This is a genomic window from Streptomyces sp. ICC4 (assembly GCF_003287915.1).
Taxonomy (GTDB): domain Bacteria; phylum Actinomycetota; class Actinomycetes; order Streptomycetales; family Streptomycetaceae; genus Streptomyces; species Streptomyces tritrimontium.
Window position 1 is genome coordinate 7,624,051 of sequence record NZ_CP030286.1, and the last position, 14,899, is coordinate 7,638,949.

A 14,899-nucleotide genomic window follows, 5' to 3' on the forward strand; every position below is an offset into this window, starting at 1 on the left:
CTCGGACAGGACCAGCCGCGCGGGTGACCGCTGCGGCGGTCGGCCACCTGGTCCGCGCCGGTCTCCTGGTCTACCTCGGCGGGGACGTCGACTTCCCCGACGTCCACCCGGACCAGGTGGCCGCCCTCGCGCGCCGCCGGGGCCTGCCCGCCCTCCTCGACCAGCACGTGCCCCTGGGCCCGGACCAGGCCGCGGTACGCCTCGGCGTTCGCAGGAGCGACTTTGACGCCGCCGTGAAGCTCGGGTTCCTTTCTCCGGTGTCCTCGGTGGAGATCGACTACAAGCGGCAGGGCGGCGTCACCACGGTGCCGCTGTACTCCACCTTCCCTGTTGAATCGGCTTGTTGAAGCCGATCTGGCGGGGTGGTGTGTGGGTTTCTGCGCGGCATCTCCCGAGCGTGCTCTTGGCGGGCCCAGGCACGCGCGTTTCTGTCATGCTTGCGTCATGCCCGAACCGGAAAACGCAGGTGGTGCGACTGCACCCGCAGCACGGCGCAAGAGGCTGATCGCGTCCCTGATCTCGCTTGCGGCAGTGGGAATCGGCACCGTCCACGTCGTCAGGCCCGATGTGGAAATTGACGGCACCACCCTGGCGCTCGCCGCCATCGCGGTGGTGCCGTGGCTGGGTGACCTCTTCGAGAGCATTGAACTTCCCGGCGGCACCAAGCTCCAGTACCACACGCTGCAAGAGCGTATTGACGCAACGGAGCAGCGCACGGAAGAAATCCGGCAAGCAGCCGACGACGCAGCCAGGCAGGCTCGGGTCGCCTTGGTGACCTCGGGAAGCGAGAACATGGCAGGCGGCTCAGCGATGGAGAAGGTGGTGGAGCTCGCACGCGAGTTCACCAAGTTGCGGCGGACTGAACCATCCAGTCCTGGACGGACCTACCGTCAGGAGCAGATCTTCGCCGAGCTGGTGAGGCTCACCCCGCAGCTGGCCGATTTGGACGTGAGTGCAGCGCTCGGCTCGGACGACGGCGGGACGCGCCTGACCGGATACGCGCGCCTGTACGCGAGGCCGGGGCCGCAGTACCTCAGGGCACTGGTGGAGGCGGCCGTCGAGGAGAACCTGCCCTTCAACCAGTACTGGGCCTTCCACACGGTCGGCGCGATGATCGACACCATCGGTGCAGGCCGAATCGAGCTGGCGACAGCCCGCCAACTCCGCTCGTGTATTTCACGGGTGCCAGAAAACAGCGACCGCGCCCGGGCGCTGCGCGCCGCCCTCACGAGACTGGACGATGACCCAGCCTGAGTAGGTGCGCTGAGCCCCGGCCATACGCCAGGGGTGAACTCCACCTCCATGCCACCGCAGCCAGCCGCAGTGGCCGCGCCTGCGCCACCTCGCAACGGCCGCGCGGCCCACTCCGGCGATCCGGCACCACAGTGCGGGGCTGCCAGCAGTGGCAGCCCCGCACTGCATCAGCGAATGACCGAGGACCCCGACAGCGCGGGGACGGGTCCGCGGACTCCAGTCCAGCCGCTACGGGGCGGGGGCGAACTCCACGTCGGTGCCACCGCAGCCGGCCGCGATGTCCAGCAGACGGTCACGCTCCAGCTCGTCCACCGCCAGCCCCCAGCGCAGCTTCGTCGCGGTCCACTCCGCGCCGTAGCGGCACAGCACCTCCCCCGACGGCGACGGCGACGGCGGGAGCCACTCGGCCGGGTCCTGATCCGCCTTGCTCCGGTTCGAGCGGGCCGTCACCGCGACCAGCGAAGCAAGCTGCCCCTGGTCGTTCGCGTACGCCTCGCGCCTCTGCGGCGTCCACGAACTGGCGCCAGCTGGCGGGAAGCGCTATCCGAACCGTGCGGTATTCCCGGCTCCGGGGCACCTGTCATCAGGCTCGGGCTGACGCCTGGTGCCGTCGCGGCGCCACATGTACCGACACGCCACATCAAGGTAACCCATCTCCTCGTCCTGGAAGCCGGGCCGCGGCGGACCCAGACGATCTGCGCCTTCCACGCACCGCTCGTCCTCGTGGAGTGCAAGACCGTGCACGGCAACATGCTGAACCCGGCGCTCCGGGTGATGGAGGAGAGCCGCCATGGCATTGGTGACGGCGGGATCGCCGTTCATGATCTCGCCGGTCTTGCGGCAGGCCGCGATCCGTACGTCCGTGTCAGCGTCAGCCATCCGTGCCAGGAGTACCTCACGAGCTTCGTCGGTCAAGGACCTGGGCGGCGGCCACGCACATCCCGCGTGTGCCTCGCGCGCCTCAACCACATCAACGCTCCAGGCGCCGGCGTCGAAGACTTCCGCGAACGCGCCCTCGCTCTGGTCCCACCTATCGACAACCACGGCAACGCCAGCACGTGACGGGCCGATGAGCAGAACCATCGTCGAGGTCCGATTTCACAACCTCCGCGTTGTTCGGACGGATGATGTGGGGCGGCAACAGCTCACGGTTTAATCAGCTGAGCGATCGCGATAGTCCTGAGTCGGATGGCGCTCAAGGGAACAGAGGGGGATGGTTTCCAGGCCAGCCCCTGTTGTTCGAGGCTCCTTCTCCTGGCAACCCAGGCAACTGGGCTGAAATCTATGCAGTGCTATGAGACTCTATGGCAATGATTCCTCGTAGGACTCAGGTCTTTGCGATCTTTGCGGTAGCCTTTCTTTCAGCACTTCTGGTCCTGGTGTTCAAACTCATCGACAACCGCGCACAGGCCTTCAGTGCAGCGTCGGTGCTGATTTCCGGAATTGCACTGACTGGCGTTGTAGTCTCGCTCACGTTTCAAGCGCTGCAGACAAAGGCTGCCAGAGATGAACGGGACAGGTCCACCCATAGACAGATGATCTATCTAACGATGGGAGATCGCGCCCTGGCAGAGTGCCTGGAACCGCCAAACACTCCCATGCCATTCGAGCGGTACCGGCAAATCATGTTTGCCAATCTGATCATGGGTAGATGGTACGCTGCGCATCAACTGGGGGACGTGGATGATTCCACACTCAAGTACACCCTTGAGCGGCATTTTCGCGGCGAAATAGGAAGAGCACATTGGGAATATGGCAGCCACGACTGGCTTCGCGGCGCCATAGGAGGGCAACAGCGAAAAGCTGCGGCGTTCGCCGCCATAGTCGAGGGATGCTACCAAGCCGCTGTCAATGCAGGACCTGCAGTGCCGACAGCTGACTACTTCACCGACGAGGGCACCGACTTGGCCCCTCAGAACTCATAGCAGATGACAGTCGGCCGGAATGACGCATGCCGAGCCCTGTGGGCGAACTGGGCGGTCACAGCTGTTCGCTTCGCCCCGCATCAGCGTATCCGCCCTGTAAACCGCGCATGCCTATTCCCTGCACCCGCCAGCCCCAGCAGCGCTTCGTGCTCCGCCTCGTCCGCGGCCAGTCCCCAGCGCAGCTTCGTTGCCACCCACTCCGCGGCGTACTGGCGGTGGTAGCCCCGGCGGGCGGAAGCCACTGCGCCGGGTTCCCCCGCCTTGCTCCGGTTCGACTTCGCGGGGACCGCGATCAGGGTCAGCTGGGACGCCTGGTCATTCGGTACGCCTCCCGACGGACGGCGTCCCAGGCGTAGCCGCCAGCTGGCGCGGAGCGCTATTCGGAAGACGCGGTATCCGGCGGGTGGCACGCTGTCCCCGCCGCACCATGCGGGTGCCGACAGAACACCGAGCCCGCCCGCAGGCAACGCTCATCCCTCGCTCTGTCCCGAGCTGGAGCCGATCTTCAGCGAGTTGAGCAGCGGGAGACCGCCGGCTGCCTGGTGCTTGGTGCTTGGCTGGGCGGGATGAGGAGTGGCCGATCCTCGCCCTCCGCTTCCCTTGGCCCAGCCGCTGACCTCACGTGCCTCTGTGCTCGGTCCCCCCACCGCGACAGCAGCCGCAGCCCGACCGGCTCCGCTCAGGCGCAGGCCTTGCTCCCCGGCGAGCCGCCGCATCGCCCCGGGGGGTGCCCCTATGTCTTTGGTCAAGGAAAACGGGGGTGCGTTGGGTCGGTGAGCCGGGCAGCATGGCGGGGTGGCTGATCTGCTGTGGGATGACGTGAGTTCCTTCTTCGACCCGGACTTGATGGGGTCGTTGCCGGACGTGCGTGTCCCCGATGCCTCGGTGGAGGACTGGCAGGCGGTCCTCGATCTTGTCGTGGAGAAGGGCTGGAAGTACCAGTACTCCGAGGGAGAGACGGTGCTTCCGGTGCCCCGGGCGGAGGCCGTGCTGTCCCGTCCGGCGGATGCCGAGTGCCCGGACCTGCGGGTCTGGCCGGCTGCCGATGTGTTGGCGATCTTCCGTTTTCATGCCGACGATGAAGTCGACTTCGACGTCGATCTGCGGGAGTTGCAGGGCCAGGATCGACTTGATGTGTTCTGCGGCTTCCTTCGGGAGATCGGGCGGCGGCTGGGTAAGCCTGTACTGATGGACCCGGAAGGCGGCTATGGCCATCCGGTGCTCGGCTTCGATGTCGAGGCCGATCGAGTCGTTCTCCTCGCAGACCCGCAGGTCAGGTGACTGAGGCAGACGGCTGCGGTTCATAGAAGGTTCCGTCGCGGAGCATGGCGAAGAGGACGTCGGCTCGTCGTCGGGCGAGGCAGAGCAGGGCCTGGGTGTGGTGCTTGCCCTGGTTGATCTTCTTGTCGTAGTAAGTCCGCGATGCCGGGTCGCCCAGGGCGGCGAAGGCGGAGAGGAAGAAGGCCCGTTTGAGCTGCTTGTTTCCTCTGCGGGAGGGTTGTTCGCCGCGGATCGAGGATCCTGAATTGCGGGTCGCGGGTGCGAGTCCGGCGTAGGCGGCGAGGTGGCCGGCGGTCGGGAAGGTGCTGCCGTCGCCGACCTCGATCAGGATTCTGGCTCCGGTCCTGACGCCGACTCCCGGCATCGACCTCAGGACCCTCGAAAGAGGGTGAGCCTCCAGGAGCTCCTCGATCCGCCCGGCCAACAGGTTCCGCTGGTCAAGGACAGCGGTCAGGGACCCGGCCAGGCTCGGGACGATCAGCGCGGCCGCCTCGGTCCCCGGAACGGTCACGGTCTGCTCGTCCAGAGCGGTGAAGATCTCCTCGACCAGTCGCTCGGCCATCCTCGGCGCCTTCGGCCGTAACAACGTCACCAGCCGCCGCCGTCCGGCCTTGCGGATCTGGGCCGGCGACCCGAACCGCTCCAGCAGGGCCAGGACGGCCGGATGTTGCAGCCGAGGCCCCAGCACCCGCTCGAGCGACGGATGGATCTGGGTCAGCAGGCCGTGCAGCCGGTTCGCGACCCGGGTTGCTTCGCCGGCCAGGTCGTCGTCGAACCCGACGATCATCTCCAGCTCGGCGATCGTCTCGTCCTCGCCGTCGATCGCCCGCAGGGTGTGAGGCATCGCGCGGGCAGCGTCCGCGATGATGAACGCGTCCTTCGCATCCGTCTTGGCCTCACCGGGGTAGAGGTCGGCGATCCGCCGCATCGTCAGGCCCGGAAGGTAGGCCACGGGGCAGTCCATGTCCCTCGCAACGGCCAGCGGCAGGGCCCCGATCGAGGCTGGCTGGTCGACCACGACCAGCACTGTTCCGTGCTTGGCCTTCAGCTTGGAGAAGAGTTCGCGGAGCTTCGGTTCGGTGTTGGGCAGGCGTTTGTCGAAGGCCTTCTTGCCGGTCGGTGTGACGGCGGTGGCGTGGTGTTCGCCCTTGCCGACGTCCAGGCCGAGGAAGACGTCGATGTCGCCGGTGTCGATCACGTGCAGGCCCCTCCGCTCACGCTTTCGTCCGGCCTTGCCTCGGCACCGAGCTGCCACATCCACGTTACGGAGAGCTCTTCCGGCTCGGGTGAAGCCGGTGCTCAAGCCCCTCATCAGCGGTCCGTCGATGCCTCCGGGCCCGGTGACACCACCCCCCTGAGGTGTCCCCCGGAGTGTGGACACGGGGGTCATGCTGCGAGTGTGAGTTTACGTCCTCGCTGGTGTTGCCGTTCGAATTCGGCGGGTGAGAGGTAGCCGAGGGCGCTATGGCGCCGGCGGGTGTTGCAGTCCCCCCACCGGTCGCCCCGGCCGTCCATCCCCGGAACCGTCGCGATCAATAGGTGCACACGTATGCACATGTTGGCTATGATGGTGCGGTTTCCCACCGTCGACCACCGGGACGGGCCCGATGTTCTCGGTACTGCGCAACCGCGTCTACCGCCGTCTGTTCACGGCCCAGGTCATCGCCCTGACCGGCACGGGGCTCGCGACCGTCGCGCTGAGCCTGCTCGCCTACGACCTCGCCGGGGCCGGCGCCCCGGCGGTGCTCGGCACCGCGCTGGCGATCAAGATGATCGCCTACGTGGCCATCTCCCCGATGGCCGGCGCCCTCGCCTGCCGGGTTCCGCGCCGGACCCTGATGGCGGCGATGGACCTCACCCGCGCCGGTGTCGCGCTCGCCCTGCCGTTCGTCACCGAGATCTGGCAGGTCCACGTCCTGATCTTCCTGCTGCCGGCGGCGTCCGCGGTCTTCACGCCGGTCTTCCAGGCCACGATCCCCGAGATCCTCCCCGAAGAGCGCGACTACACCCGGGCCCTGTCGATGTCCCGGCTCGCCTACGACCTGGAGAGCCTGTTCAGCCCGGCGCTCGCCGCGGCCCTGCTGACCCTGGTCTCCTACGACCGGCTGTTCATCGGGACGACCGCGGGATTCGCCGCCTCCGCGGCCCTCGTCGTGTCCACCGTGCTGCCCCGGCCGGTCCCCGCCGGGCGCAGCGCCGGGCACGCCGCCCGCGGCCGCTCGAAGGCCGCGTTCGGGGCCCGCCTCTTCTGGGCCACGCCCAGGCTCCGGGCCCTGCTCGCCCTCGACCTCGCGGTCGCCGCCGCCGGGTCCATGGTCTTCGTCAACACGGTCGTCGTGGTCCGCGACCACTTCGACCGCCCCGCCGCCGCCGTGTCCCTCGCCCTCGGCGCGTACGGCGCCGGCTCCATGCTGACGGCGCTGCTCCTGCCGCGCGCGCTGCGCCGCCGCACCGACCGCGCGGTGATGCTCCCGGCCGCCTTCTTCCTCCCGGCGGTCCTGGCCGCCGTCGCGGCGCTCACCGGCGCCGCTCCGGGCCGGTGGTCCTGGTACGCGGTGCCGGCCGCCTGGGCCGCCATCGGCGCCGCCTGCTCGGCCGTGCTCACCCCCGGCGGCCGGGTGGTCCGCCGCTCGACGGCCGACAGCGACCTGCCGGCCTCGTACGCCGCGCGGTTCTCCCTGTCCCACAGCTGCTGGCTGCTCACCTATCCCCTGGCCGGGTGGCTCGCCGCCGGGGCCGGCCTGCCGGCGGCCGCCGTCGTCCTCGGCGCGATCTCCCTCGCCTCGGCGCTCGCCGCGGCGGCGATCTGGCCGGCCCACGACCCGTCCCGGCTCGACCACGTCCACCCCGACCTGCCCCCGGGCCACCCCCACCTCGCCGGCGCCCGTCCGGCCCCGGACGGGCGCCGGCACGGCCACCACTACGTCATCGACCGCCACCACCAGCGCTGGCCCCACCCGGCCGGGGCCGCGCGGGGACGCGCTCCGCGGTCTCCCTGACCGCCGGGATCACTTGCGCAGCAGGGCGCAGACGAAGTCCTCCTGGACCTCCCGGACCTGTGCGAGCAGGTCGGGGTTGGTGGTGAGGGAGGTCTGCGCGGTGATCGAGAAGGTCAGCGAGCGCCGGCCGTCCGCCGTGGCCGCCGCCAGCTGCGTGTAGCCCGCCGTGTTGCCGGTGTGGCCGTACACGACTCCGCAGCGCGTGGTGTAGCGGAAGATCGCCAGGCCCGCCTCGGTGCGGCCGGGGCCGGGGGGCTGGGACAGTGCGCCGGGGATGAACCGGAACTGCTGGCGCCGGGTGCGCTCCGAGACGAGCGCGCCGCCCGCGTAGCCCCGGATGAACGCGGTCAGGTCCTTCGGCGTCGAGACGATGCCCCCGGACGCCCAGGCTCCCGAGGCGCCCACCGCCTCGCTGACGTCGACGGGCCCGGCCTGCGGGTCGATCTGGTAGCCGTGGAGGAAGGGCGCGGGCAGCCGGTAGCCCTGGGGCAGGCTCGTGGCGTGCAGGCCCAACGGCTCGTAGACGAGCTCGCGCAGCAGGTCCTCGTACCGGCGCCCGGTGGCGGCCTCGGCCATGAGGGCGACGGCGATGTTGTCGGAGTTGGAGTACTGGTAGCGGCTGCCCGGCCGGAAATCGAGGTCCTCGTCGGCGACGAACTCCAGCAGGCGCCGGGAGTCGAAGCGGTGGCGGGGGTCCTCGGAGATGACGTCGATGAAGCCCTGGGACGCCGAGTAGTCGGGCAGTCCGCTGGTGTGGTTGAGCAGTTGACGCAATGTCACCCGGTGCCACGCGTCCGGCTGGCCGGGCAGCACCCGGCCGATCGTGTCGTCCAGGTGCAGCTTGCCGCGGTCGACGAGCGTCAGGGCCACCGCCCCGCTGAAGGCCTTGGCGACGCTGGCGATCCGCATGTGGTCGGTGGCCTTCGGCGGCCGGCCGCTCTCCACGTCGGCCACGCCCGCCCGGTAGACCTCCGTACGGTCGCCGTCGCGCAGGACGGCGATGACCCCGGGCGGCCCGTCGGGCCGCTCCACCAGTTCCCTCAGCTCCTGGCGGAGGGAGGGCCCGGGCGGCGGGTTGCGGTCCGCGCCGGCCTGCGCGGGCTGCACGGAGACGGCGAGCACGGCGCCGCACACTGCGGTGGCGGCGGCCAGGCGCAGCGAAGGGCGGATCCGGCCGGTGCGGCCGTACGGGCGTCGGGACACGGGGGTACCTCCGGGGGGAGAGACGGAGCGGCGGTGGCCCACGATGACAGGAGCCCTCCGGATCCGGCCGCGACACGGCCGCGCGCCGCCCGTCCGTGGCCCGTCCGTGGCCCGTCCGGCCCTGGCGGGGGCGGTGCGAGCCGGTCGAACACCTGCCCGCGGCTTGGACTTCCCGGCGGGGCAACCAATGGCGCCGATCCGCGTCTTGAACTTCTGGCGGTCCGCATCCGTTCGCACCGTCCGTGACCGTCCCCCCGCTTCGAGAGGTTCTCCGCCATGCCCCTGGTCGGTTCCGGTTTCAGCGTCCTTTCCGAGGAGTTCGCCTCGGCCCCCCAACTCTTCTTCGCTTGGCTGAGGGAGCATGCACCGGTGCACCACGAGCCGTCGATCGACGCCTACTTCCTCTCCCGCCACCAGGACGTGAGACGGGTGCTCACCGACCACGAGGCGTTCACCACGGAGATGCTCCAGGTGCGCGCCGAGCCGGTGATGCGCGGCCGGGTCCTCTCCCAGATGACCGGGGCCGAACACACGGCCAAGCGGAAGATCTTCGTCCGCGGCTTCACGGGGCAGGCCCTGCGGGACCAGGTGCGCGCCGTCCACACCCGTGCCGCCGAGCTCGTCGCGCCCTTCCTGGCACGGGGGCGGATGGACCTCGTCAACGATTTCGGCAAGCCCTTCGCCGTGCTCGTGACGCTCGACGTCCTCGGCCTGGACACGGCGGACTGGCGTGACGTGGCCGCCTGGAACAGCGGGATCACCGAGTTCGTCACCAGCGTCGTCCTCACTCCCGAGCGCCGGCGGCACTGTCTGGACTGCGCCGATCGGCTGGAGGCGTACCTGGCCCCCGTCATCGGGCAGCGGCGCCGCCATCCGGGCGAGGACCTGATATCGAAGCTGGTCACGGCCGAGTTCGACGGCATCGCCATGAGCGACCGCGACGTCACCGCGCTGATCACCAACGTCCTCGTCGCCGCGACCGAGCCCGCGGACAAGACGCTCGCCTACCTCTTCAAGCACCTGATCGACCACCCCGGGCAGATGGCCCGGGTCCGCCGGGACCCGGGCCTGCTGCCCGCCGCGATCGCCGAGACCCTGCGCTACACCCCGCCCGTGCAGCTCATCCCCCGACTGGCCGAGCGGGAAGCCGTGTTCGACGGCACCACCGTCCCGGCGGGCGCCACCGTCTTCTGCATGACCGGCGCGGCCAACCGCGACCCCGAGGCCTTCACCGACCCGGACACCTTCGACATCGACCGCCCCGATCTGGGCACCGCCCGCTCCTTCACCGCCGCCGCCCAGCACCTCGCCTTCGGCACCGGGCTCCACCAGTGCGTCGGCGCCGCCTTCGCGCGCGCCGAGATCGAGACCGTCGCCGCACTGCTCCTGCCCCTGCTGGAGCAGGTCCGCCACAGCCCCGGCTCCCCCTACCGGGAGACCGGCCTGTACACCCGCGGTCCCGCCGCCCTGTCCGTGGACTTCACCCCCGTCCGCCCCGACGGCCGGGACCTCGGACCCGTCCGGTGACAATGGGGGCCACACCGGTACGGCACGCACAACAAGGGGGAACGGCGAGCGTCATGGTGTCCGTGGGAGAAAGACTGAGCACCGCACGGGTTCGGGCCTTCATCGGCCGGAACGAGCAACTCGCGCGGTTCGGGGAGGCCTTGGCCGGCGATCCGCGGGCGCCGTTCGCGTTCTACGTGTACGGGCCGGGCGGCATCGGGAAGTCGACGCTGCTGCGCAGGATGGCGGACGACGCCCGTGCGGCGGGCCGGCCCCTCGTCGAACTCGACGGCCGCTTCGTCAGCCGGGACCCGGCCGAGTTCGAGCGCGCGGCCGGCCCCTTCCTGGACGCTCCCGGCACGGTCCTCGTCGTCGACTCCTTCGAGCACTGCCAGTGGCTGGAGAGCTGGCTGTGGCACCGCTTCCTGCCGCGGGCCGCGGACGGCGCCCTGGTCGTCCTGGCCGGTCGCCTCGGACCGCAGCCGCAGTGGGCCGCCGACCCCGCCTGGGCGGGGCTCCTGCACGTGAGCGAACTCGAGCCGTTCTCCGAGGACCAGGCGCGGAGCCTGCTGGCCGCGGCGCGGCTGCGGCCCGAACTGCGCGGCCGCGTACTCCGGTTCGCCGGGGGCAACCCCCTGGCCCTGTCGCTCGCGGCGGCCGCGGGTTCGACGGGCTGCGGCGAGGCGGAGAACTGGTCCCCTTCCGCGGACGTCCTGCGCACCCTGCTGGCCGGGCTGATCGGCGAGGTGCCCACGGCCGCGCACCGCCGCGCCCTGGAGGTGGCGGCGCAGGCGTACGCGACCTCCGAGGAGCTCCTCTCCGCCGTGCTGCACGGGGAGGACGCCCACCTCCTCTTCTCCTGGCTCAGGGACCTGCCCTTCATGGAGTCCACCCACCGCGGGATCCACCCCCACGACGCCGCACGCGAGACCCTGGCCGCCGACCTGCGCTGGCGGGCGCCCACCGCCTTCACCTCGATGCGCGGGCGCCTGATGGAGGAGTACCTGCGCGTCCTGCGCGAGGCGCCCGAGGAGCGGGTGTGGACCGTCACCGACGAGCTCTTCTACCTCTTCCGGGAGGGCGAGACCCTGGCGCGGCTGCGCACCTGGTCCCGCGAGGACGAGGTCCACGACCGCCCCCTGCACCCCGACGACCTGCCCGTCGTCCTGCGCATGGCGGCGGAGACCGAGGGGGCGGCCTCGGCGGAACTGGTCCGCTACTGGGCGCGGCGCCAGCCGCAGGCCTTCAGCGTCTACCGGCTCGTGAGCACGGGCCGCATCGTGGCGTTCACCGCCCGGCTCGCCCTGCCGGCGCCGCCCGACCCCGAGGACCTGGCCACCGATCCGGTCGTCGCCGCGGCGTGGGAGCACACCAGGACCACCGACCCGGTGGGCCCCGGCGAGCACATCGGCATCAGCCGCTTCTCGGTCTACCCGGAGCGCTACCAGGTCCCCTCGCGCGTCATCGACCTGAGCAGCTCCCGCGCCCAGGCGGAATCCGCCCGGGCCCGCGGCCGCGCCTACGGCTTCGCCGTCTACCAGGACGCCGAGACGTGGGCCGGGCGCGTCAAGGGCACCCTCGACGACACCGGGGCCCGGCCGCGGGTCGGTGAGCACACCTACGGGCTGTTCAGCGTCGACTGGCGCCGGGTACCCGTGGAGACGTGGCTCCGCCGCTTCACATCGGCCCCCGACGGGCCCGTCCGGGCGGGGCCGTCGCCCGTCTCGCGCGCCACGTTCGACCAGTCCGTGCGCGAGGCGCTGACGCACTGGCGCGACGCGGCCGCCTTCGCCGCCGGAGCCCTGATGCGCGCCCGTCTCGCGGCCGACTTCGCCGATCCCGTCGAGGAGTTGCGCGCCCTGCTGCGCCGGGCCGTCGACGACCTCGCCCAGGATCCGCGCGGCGTGCGGGCCCGCGAGGCCCTGACGACGGGCTACTTCTCCGGTGCGCCCACGCAGGAGGCCGCGGCCCGCCGCCTCGGCCTTCCGTACGGCACCTACCGGCGCCACCTGCGCCAGGGCCTCGACCTGCTGTGCGAGGCCCTGTGGCAGCGGGAACTGCACGGCCCCGTCGAGACGCCGTAGCCGGTGGACAGGTGCGGACAGGGATGAACAGTCCCGGCCCGTTTTCGACCTGGAGAGTGGACACCGTCCCGCACGAGTCTGTGCGTCATGAACCTCCCCCGCACACGGAAGGCCCCGGCTCCGCCCGCGCACCGACCGGGAGCCGCGCTCGCGGCGCTCGCCGCGGCCCAGTTCACGGTCATGCTCGCCACGTCGATCGTGAACGTGGCGCTGCCGCAGATCAGCGCCGGGGTGGGCCTGTCGGACGGCGGAACCACCTGGGTGGTCAACGCCTACGGCCTGGCGTTCGGGGCGCTGCTCCTGGCGGGCGGCCGGGCGGCCGATCTGCTCGGCCGCCGCCGCGTGCTGGTCCTGGGCCTCGCGCTCTTCGCCGTAGCCTCGCTGGCGGCGGGGCTGGCCTCCTCCGCGGGCGCGCTGATCGCGGCGCGCGCCGTTCAGGGCCTCGGTGCCGCGGCCGTCGCCCCGGCCGCGCTCGCCCTGGCGATGGACCTGTTCCCGCCCGGACCCGGGCGGGGCAGGGCACTGGGCGTGTGGGGCGCGGTCTCCGGTGCGGGAGGGGCGGGCGGCGTACTGCTCGGCGGCGTCCTGACCCAGGCCTGGGGCTGGCCCTGGATCTTCCATTGCGTGGCGCTCGGGACGGCGGCGGTCCTGGCCGCCGTGGTGGTCCTCGTACCGGGCGGGGCCGCCCGGACGGCCGGGCGGTTCGACCTGCTGGGCACCGCCGTCATCACCGTCGCCCTGACCTGCCTGGTCTGGGGGCTGACCACCGCGCGCGGCGCGGGCTGGACGGACGCCCGGGTGCTGGGCTCGCTCGTCGGCGCCGCCGCGCTGCTCGCGGCCTTCGCCCTGATCGAGCTCCGGCGGCCGGACGCCCTGGTGCCGCCGCGCCTGTTCGCCACCGGCCGGGTCGCCGCGGGCAACCTGCTGATGGCACTGCTGGGGTCCGTGTGGATCGCGCTGTTCTTCTTCCTGCCGCTCTACCAGCAACAGGTCCTCGGGGCCGATCCCCTGGTCACCGGAGCCGGCCAACTCCCGCTCGCGGCGGCCAACATGCTCGGCGCGACCGTGGCGCCCCGGATCGCCCGGCGGATCGGCGCCACCACGACGCTGGCCGCGGCCCTGTTCACCGACGCCGCGGGCCTGCTGTGGCTGTCCCGGATCAGTGCCCACGGCAGCTACGCCACGGACGTCCTCGGTCCGAGCATCGTGGTCGGCCTGGGGCTGAGCATCGCCTTCGTCCAGCTCACCGCGCTCTGCGTGGAAGGCGTCCCGTCGCGGGACGCGGGGCTGGCGGGCGGCCTGGTGAACACCACCCGCCAGGTCGGAGGCGCGATCGGCCTCGCCGCCCTGGCGACCCTGGCCGGGTCCGTCACCGCGCACGCCGCCGTCCACCAGCCGCGCCTGGAGGCGCTCACCGCGGGCTACCGCACCGCCTTCGCCGTCTCGGCCGCGGTCCTGGCCGCCACCGCGCTCCTCGCGCTGTTCCTCGCCCGCCGCGCCGGGCCGCGTACCGCGGCCGCCGCCACCCGCCCGGCCGCCGGTCCCTGCCCCGGCCGGGGGCGCGGCCGGGGGCCCTCCGGCCACCAACCCCCCCCGCGGGACGCAGGCGCCCCCCCCCGACCCCCCCCAGCCGCCACCCCGGGCACCCCCCCCCCCCCCCCCCCCGCCCCCCCCCCGGCCCCCCCCCCACCCCCCGCACCCGCCCCCCCCGGCGCGACGCCCACGCGGGCCCCGCCCGCCACACCCGGCGCGACGCCCACTCCGGCCGCCCTCGGCGCCGGGGGCGGCCGGAGTGGGCGTCGCGCCGGGTGTGGCGGGTGCGGCCGGTGTGGGCGTCGCGCCGGGTGTGGCGGGTGCGGCCGGTGTGGCGGGGCCCGGCGGCGTGCCGGGGGAGGCAGGTGCGGTCGCGCCGGGCGTGGCCGTGGGGGACTCCGGGACGCAGATGACCTCGTCGCGCGGGGTGTAGTGCGTACGGAAGGTCTCCCGGCCGACCTCGTGGCCGCCGCGGACGAAGACGCGGTCGACGGAGACGTCGAAGCCCTCCAGCGGGGTCTGCGCCTCGCAGGTGGGGCCGGCGACCGTGCGCTTGCCCGGCGGCGTGACGAGGGTGCGCGGACCCTTGGTCGCGCGTACCTCGTCGTACTGCCTCGTTCCGAGCAGGGTGACCGTCACCGAGGTGGCGGTGGAGGAGGCGCGGACGATGACCGGGTGCCCGGAGTCGTTCTGCCAGCGCAGGTCCAGGGTGCCCCAGGCGACGGTGGCCTCGCGGCCTTCGGGGTACCGCTCGATGTAGAAGGAGTGGGCCCCGTGCTCGATCGGCTTCAGGCCCGCGAAGAACATGGCGTTGTACATGGTCGTCGCGACCGCGGAGACGCCGCCGCCGGGCGATTTCACGTACCGGCCGTCGTTGATCATGATGCCGTCGACGAAGCCGTTCTCCTCGGTCCGCTCGCCCACCGTCTGGTTGAAGCTCCAGATGTCGCCCTGCTGGACGACGGCGCCGTTGATCAGTTCCACGGCGCGCGCGATGTTGTGGGTGCGGTAGGGCGCGGCGGGATAGGCGACGGTGAAGGAGGAGAGGACCTGCTGCCCGACGGCTGCCTCGGCGGCTGCCTCGGCGGCTGTCTCGGGGGTGGCCCCGGCGGTG

The 14,899-nt window shown here is 71.8% G+C and carries 10 protein-coding genes and 3 pseudogenes; 9 read left to right on the plus strand and 4 right to left on the minus strand.

The features are described 5' to 3' along the window. Positions 1–23 precede the first annotated feature (23 nt). Both DRB89_RS35810 and DRB89_RS35815 read left to right on the plus strand, forming a co-directional pair. The gene (locus DRB89_RS35810; RefSeq protein WP_112452281.1) at positions 24–347 is read left to right on the plus strand and encodes a hypothetical protein; all 324 of its coding nucleotides are present in this window, start codon (positions 24–26) and stop codon (positions 345–347) included. 97 nt (positions 348–444) lie between these two features. Continuing rightward, positions 445–1,254: a hypothetical protein gene (locus DRB89_RS35815; protein WP_162688859.1), complete on the plus strand. Its 810-nt coding sequence runs from the start codon at positions 445–447 to the stop codon at positions 1,252–1,254. A 228-nt stretch (positions 1,255–1,482) separates the two neighbouring features. On the opposite strand, the pseudogene DRB89_RS35820 reads toward DRB89_RS35815, so the two are convergent. Continuing rightward, positions 1,483–1,782, minus strand: a pseudogene (locus DRB89_RS35820) (HNH endonuclease); the annotation flags it as partial. Between the two features lie 210 nt (positions 1,783–1,992). Between DRB89_RS35820 and DRB89_RS45310 the strand changes: the two are divergent. The 3 genes from DRB89_RS45310 to DRB89_RS35835 all read left to right on the plus strand — a co-directional run bounded on the left by DRB89_RS45310 (position 1,993) and on the right by DRB89_RS35835 (position 4,460). Next, on the plus strand, positions 1,993–2,316 hold the full coding sequence (locus tag DRB89_RS45310; protein ID WP_239516508.1) for a hypothetical protein: 324 nt from the start codon (positions 1,993–1,995) through the stop codon (positions 2,314–2,316). A 242-nt stretch (positions 2,317–2,558) separates the two neighbouring features. Beyond that, complete coding sequence (locus DRB89_RS43375) at positions 2,559–3,179, plus strand: DUF6082 family protein (RefSeq protein ID WP_162688860.1); 621 nt, start codon at positions 2,559–2,561, stop codon at positions 3,177–3,179. 795 nt (positions 3,180–3,974) lie between these two features. After that, on the plus strand, positions 3,975–4,460 hold the full coding sequence (locus tag DRB89_RS35835; protein ID WP_112452284.1) for a hypothetical protein: 486 nt from the start codon (positions 3,975–3,977) through the stop codon (positions 4,458–4,460). On the opposite strand, the gene DRB89_RS35840 is transcribed toward DRB89_RS35835, so the two are convergent. Next, on the minus strand, positions 4,453–5,655 hold the full coding sequence (locus DRB89_RS35840; protein WP_204358110.1) for an IS110 family transposase: 1,203 nt from the start codon (positions 5,653–5,655) through the stop codon (positions 4,453–4,455). The genes DRB89_RS35835 and DRB89_RS35840 overlap by 8 nt on opposite strands. A 412-nt stretch (positions 5,656–6,067) precedes the next feature. On the opposite strand from DRB89_RS35840, the gene DRB89_RS35845 reads away from it, so the two are divergent. Next, entirely contained in the window at positions 6,068–7,459 is a 1,392-nt protein-coding gene (locus tag DRB89_RS35845; protein WP_112463591.1) for an MFS transporter, read from the plus strand. Positions 7,460–7,468: 9 nt separating this feature from the next. Here the strand turns inward: DRB89_RS35845 and DRB89_RS35850 are convergent, their stop codons facing one another. Beyond that, positions 7,469–8,662 carry a serine hydrolase domain-containing protein gene (locus DRB89_RS35850; RefSeq protein ID WP_239516509.1) on the minus strand — a complete coding sequence of 398 codons (1,194 nt, stop codon included), beginning with the start codon at positions 8,660–8,662 and terminating at the stop codon, positions 7,469–7,471. A gap of 276 nt (positions 8,663–8,938) precedes the next feature. On the opposite strand from DRB89_RS35850, the gene DRB89_RS35855 reads away from it, so the two are divergent. The 3 genes and pseudogenes from DRB89_RS35855 to DRB89_RS35865 form a co-directional block, all read left to right on the plus strand. Beyond that, entirely contained in the window at positions 8,939–10,189 is a 1,251-nt protein-coding gene (locus tag DRB89_RS35855) for a cytochrome P450 (protein WP_112452489.1), read from the plus strand. 62 nt (positions 10,190–10,251) lie between these two features. Then, positions 10,252–12,252, plus strand: a complete 2,001-nt coding sequence (locus tag DRB89_RS35860; protein ID WP_204357920.1) for an ATP-binding protein — start codon at positions 10,252–10,254, stop codon at positions 12,250–12,252. A 180-nt stretch (positions 12,253–12,432) separates the two neighbouring features. Beyond that, positions 12,433–13,530: pseudogene (locus tag DRB89_RS35865) on the plus strand (MFS transporter); the annotation flags it as partial. 660 nt (positions 13,531–14,190) lie between these two features. Here DRB89_RS35865 and DRB89_RS35875 read toward each other — a convergent pair. Next, positions 14,191–14,847 (minus strand): annotated as a pseudogene (locus DRB89_RS35875) (VanW family protein); the annotation flags it as partial. Positions 14,848–14,899 lie beyond the last annotated feature (52 nt).

Excerpts from the sequence above, each read along its gene's own strand:
- DRB89_RS35815 (WP_162688859.1), top strand. The coding sequence starts at position 445 with ATGCCCGAACCGGAAAACGCAGGTGGTGCGACTGCACCCGCAGCACGG.
- DRB89_RS43375 (WP_162688860.1), top strand. The coding sequence starts at position 2,559 with ATGGCAATGATTCCTCGTAGGACTCAGGTCTTTGCGATCTTTGCGGTA.
- DRB89_RS35845 (WP_112463591.1), top strand. The coding sequence starts at position 6,068 with ATGTTCTCGGTACTGCGCAACCGCGTCTACCGCCGTCTGTTCACGGCC.
- DRB89_RS35855 (WP_112452489.1), top strand. The coding sequence starts at position 8,939 with ATGCCCCTGGTCGGTTCCGGTTTCAGCGTCCTTTCCGAGGAGTTCGCC.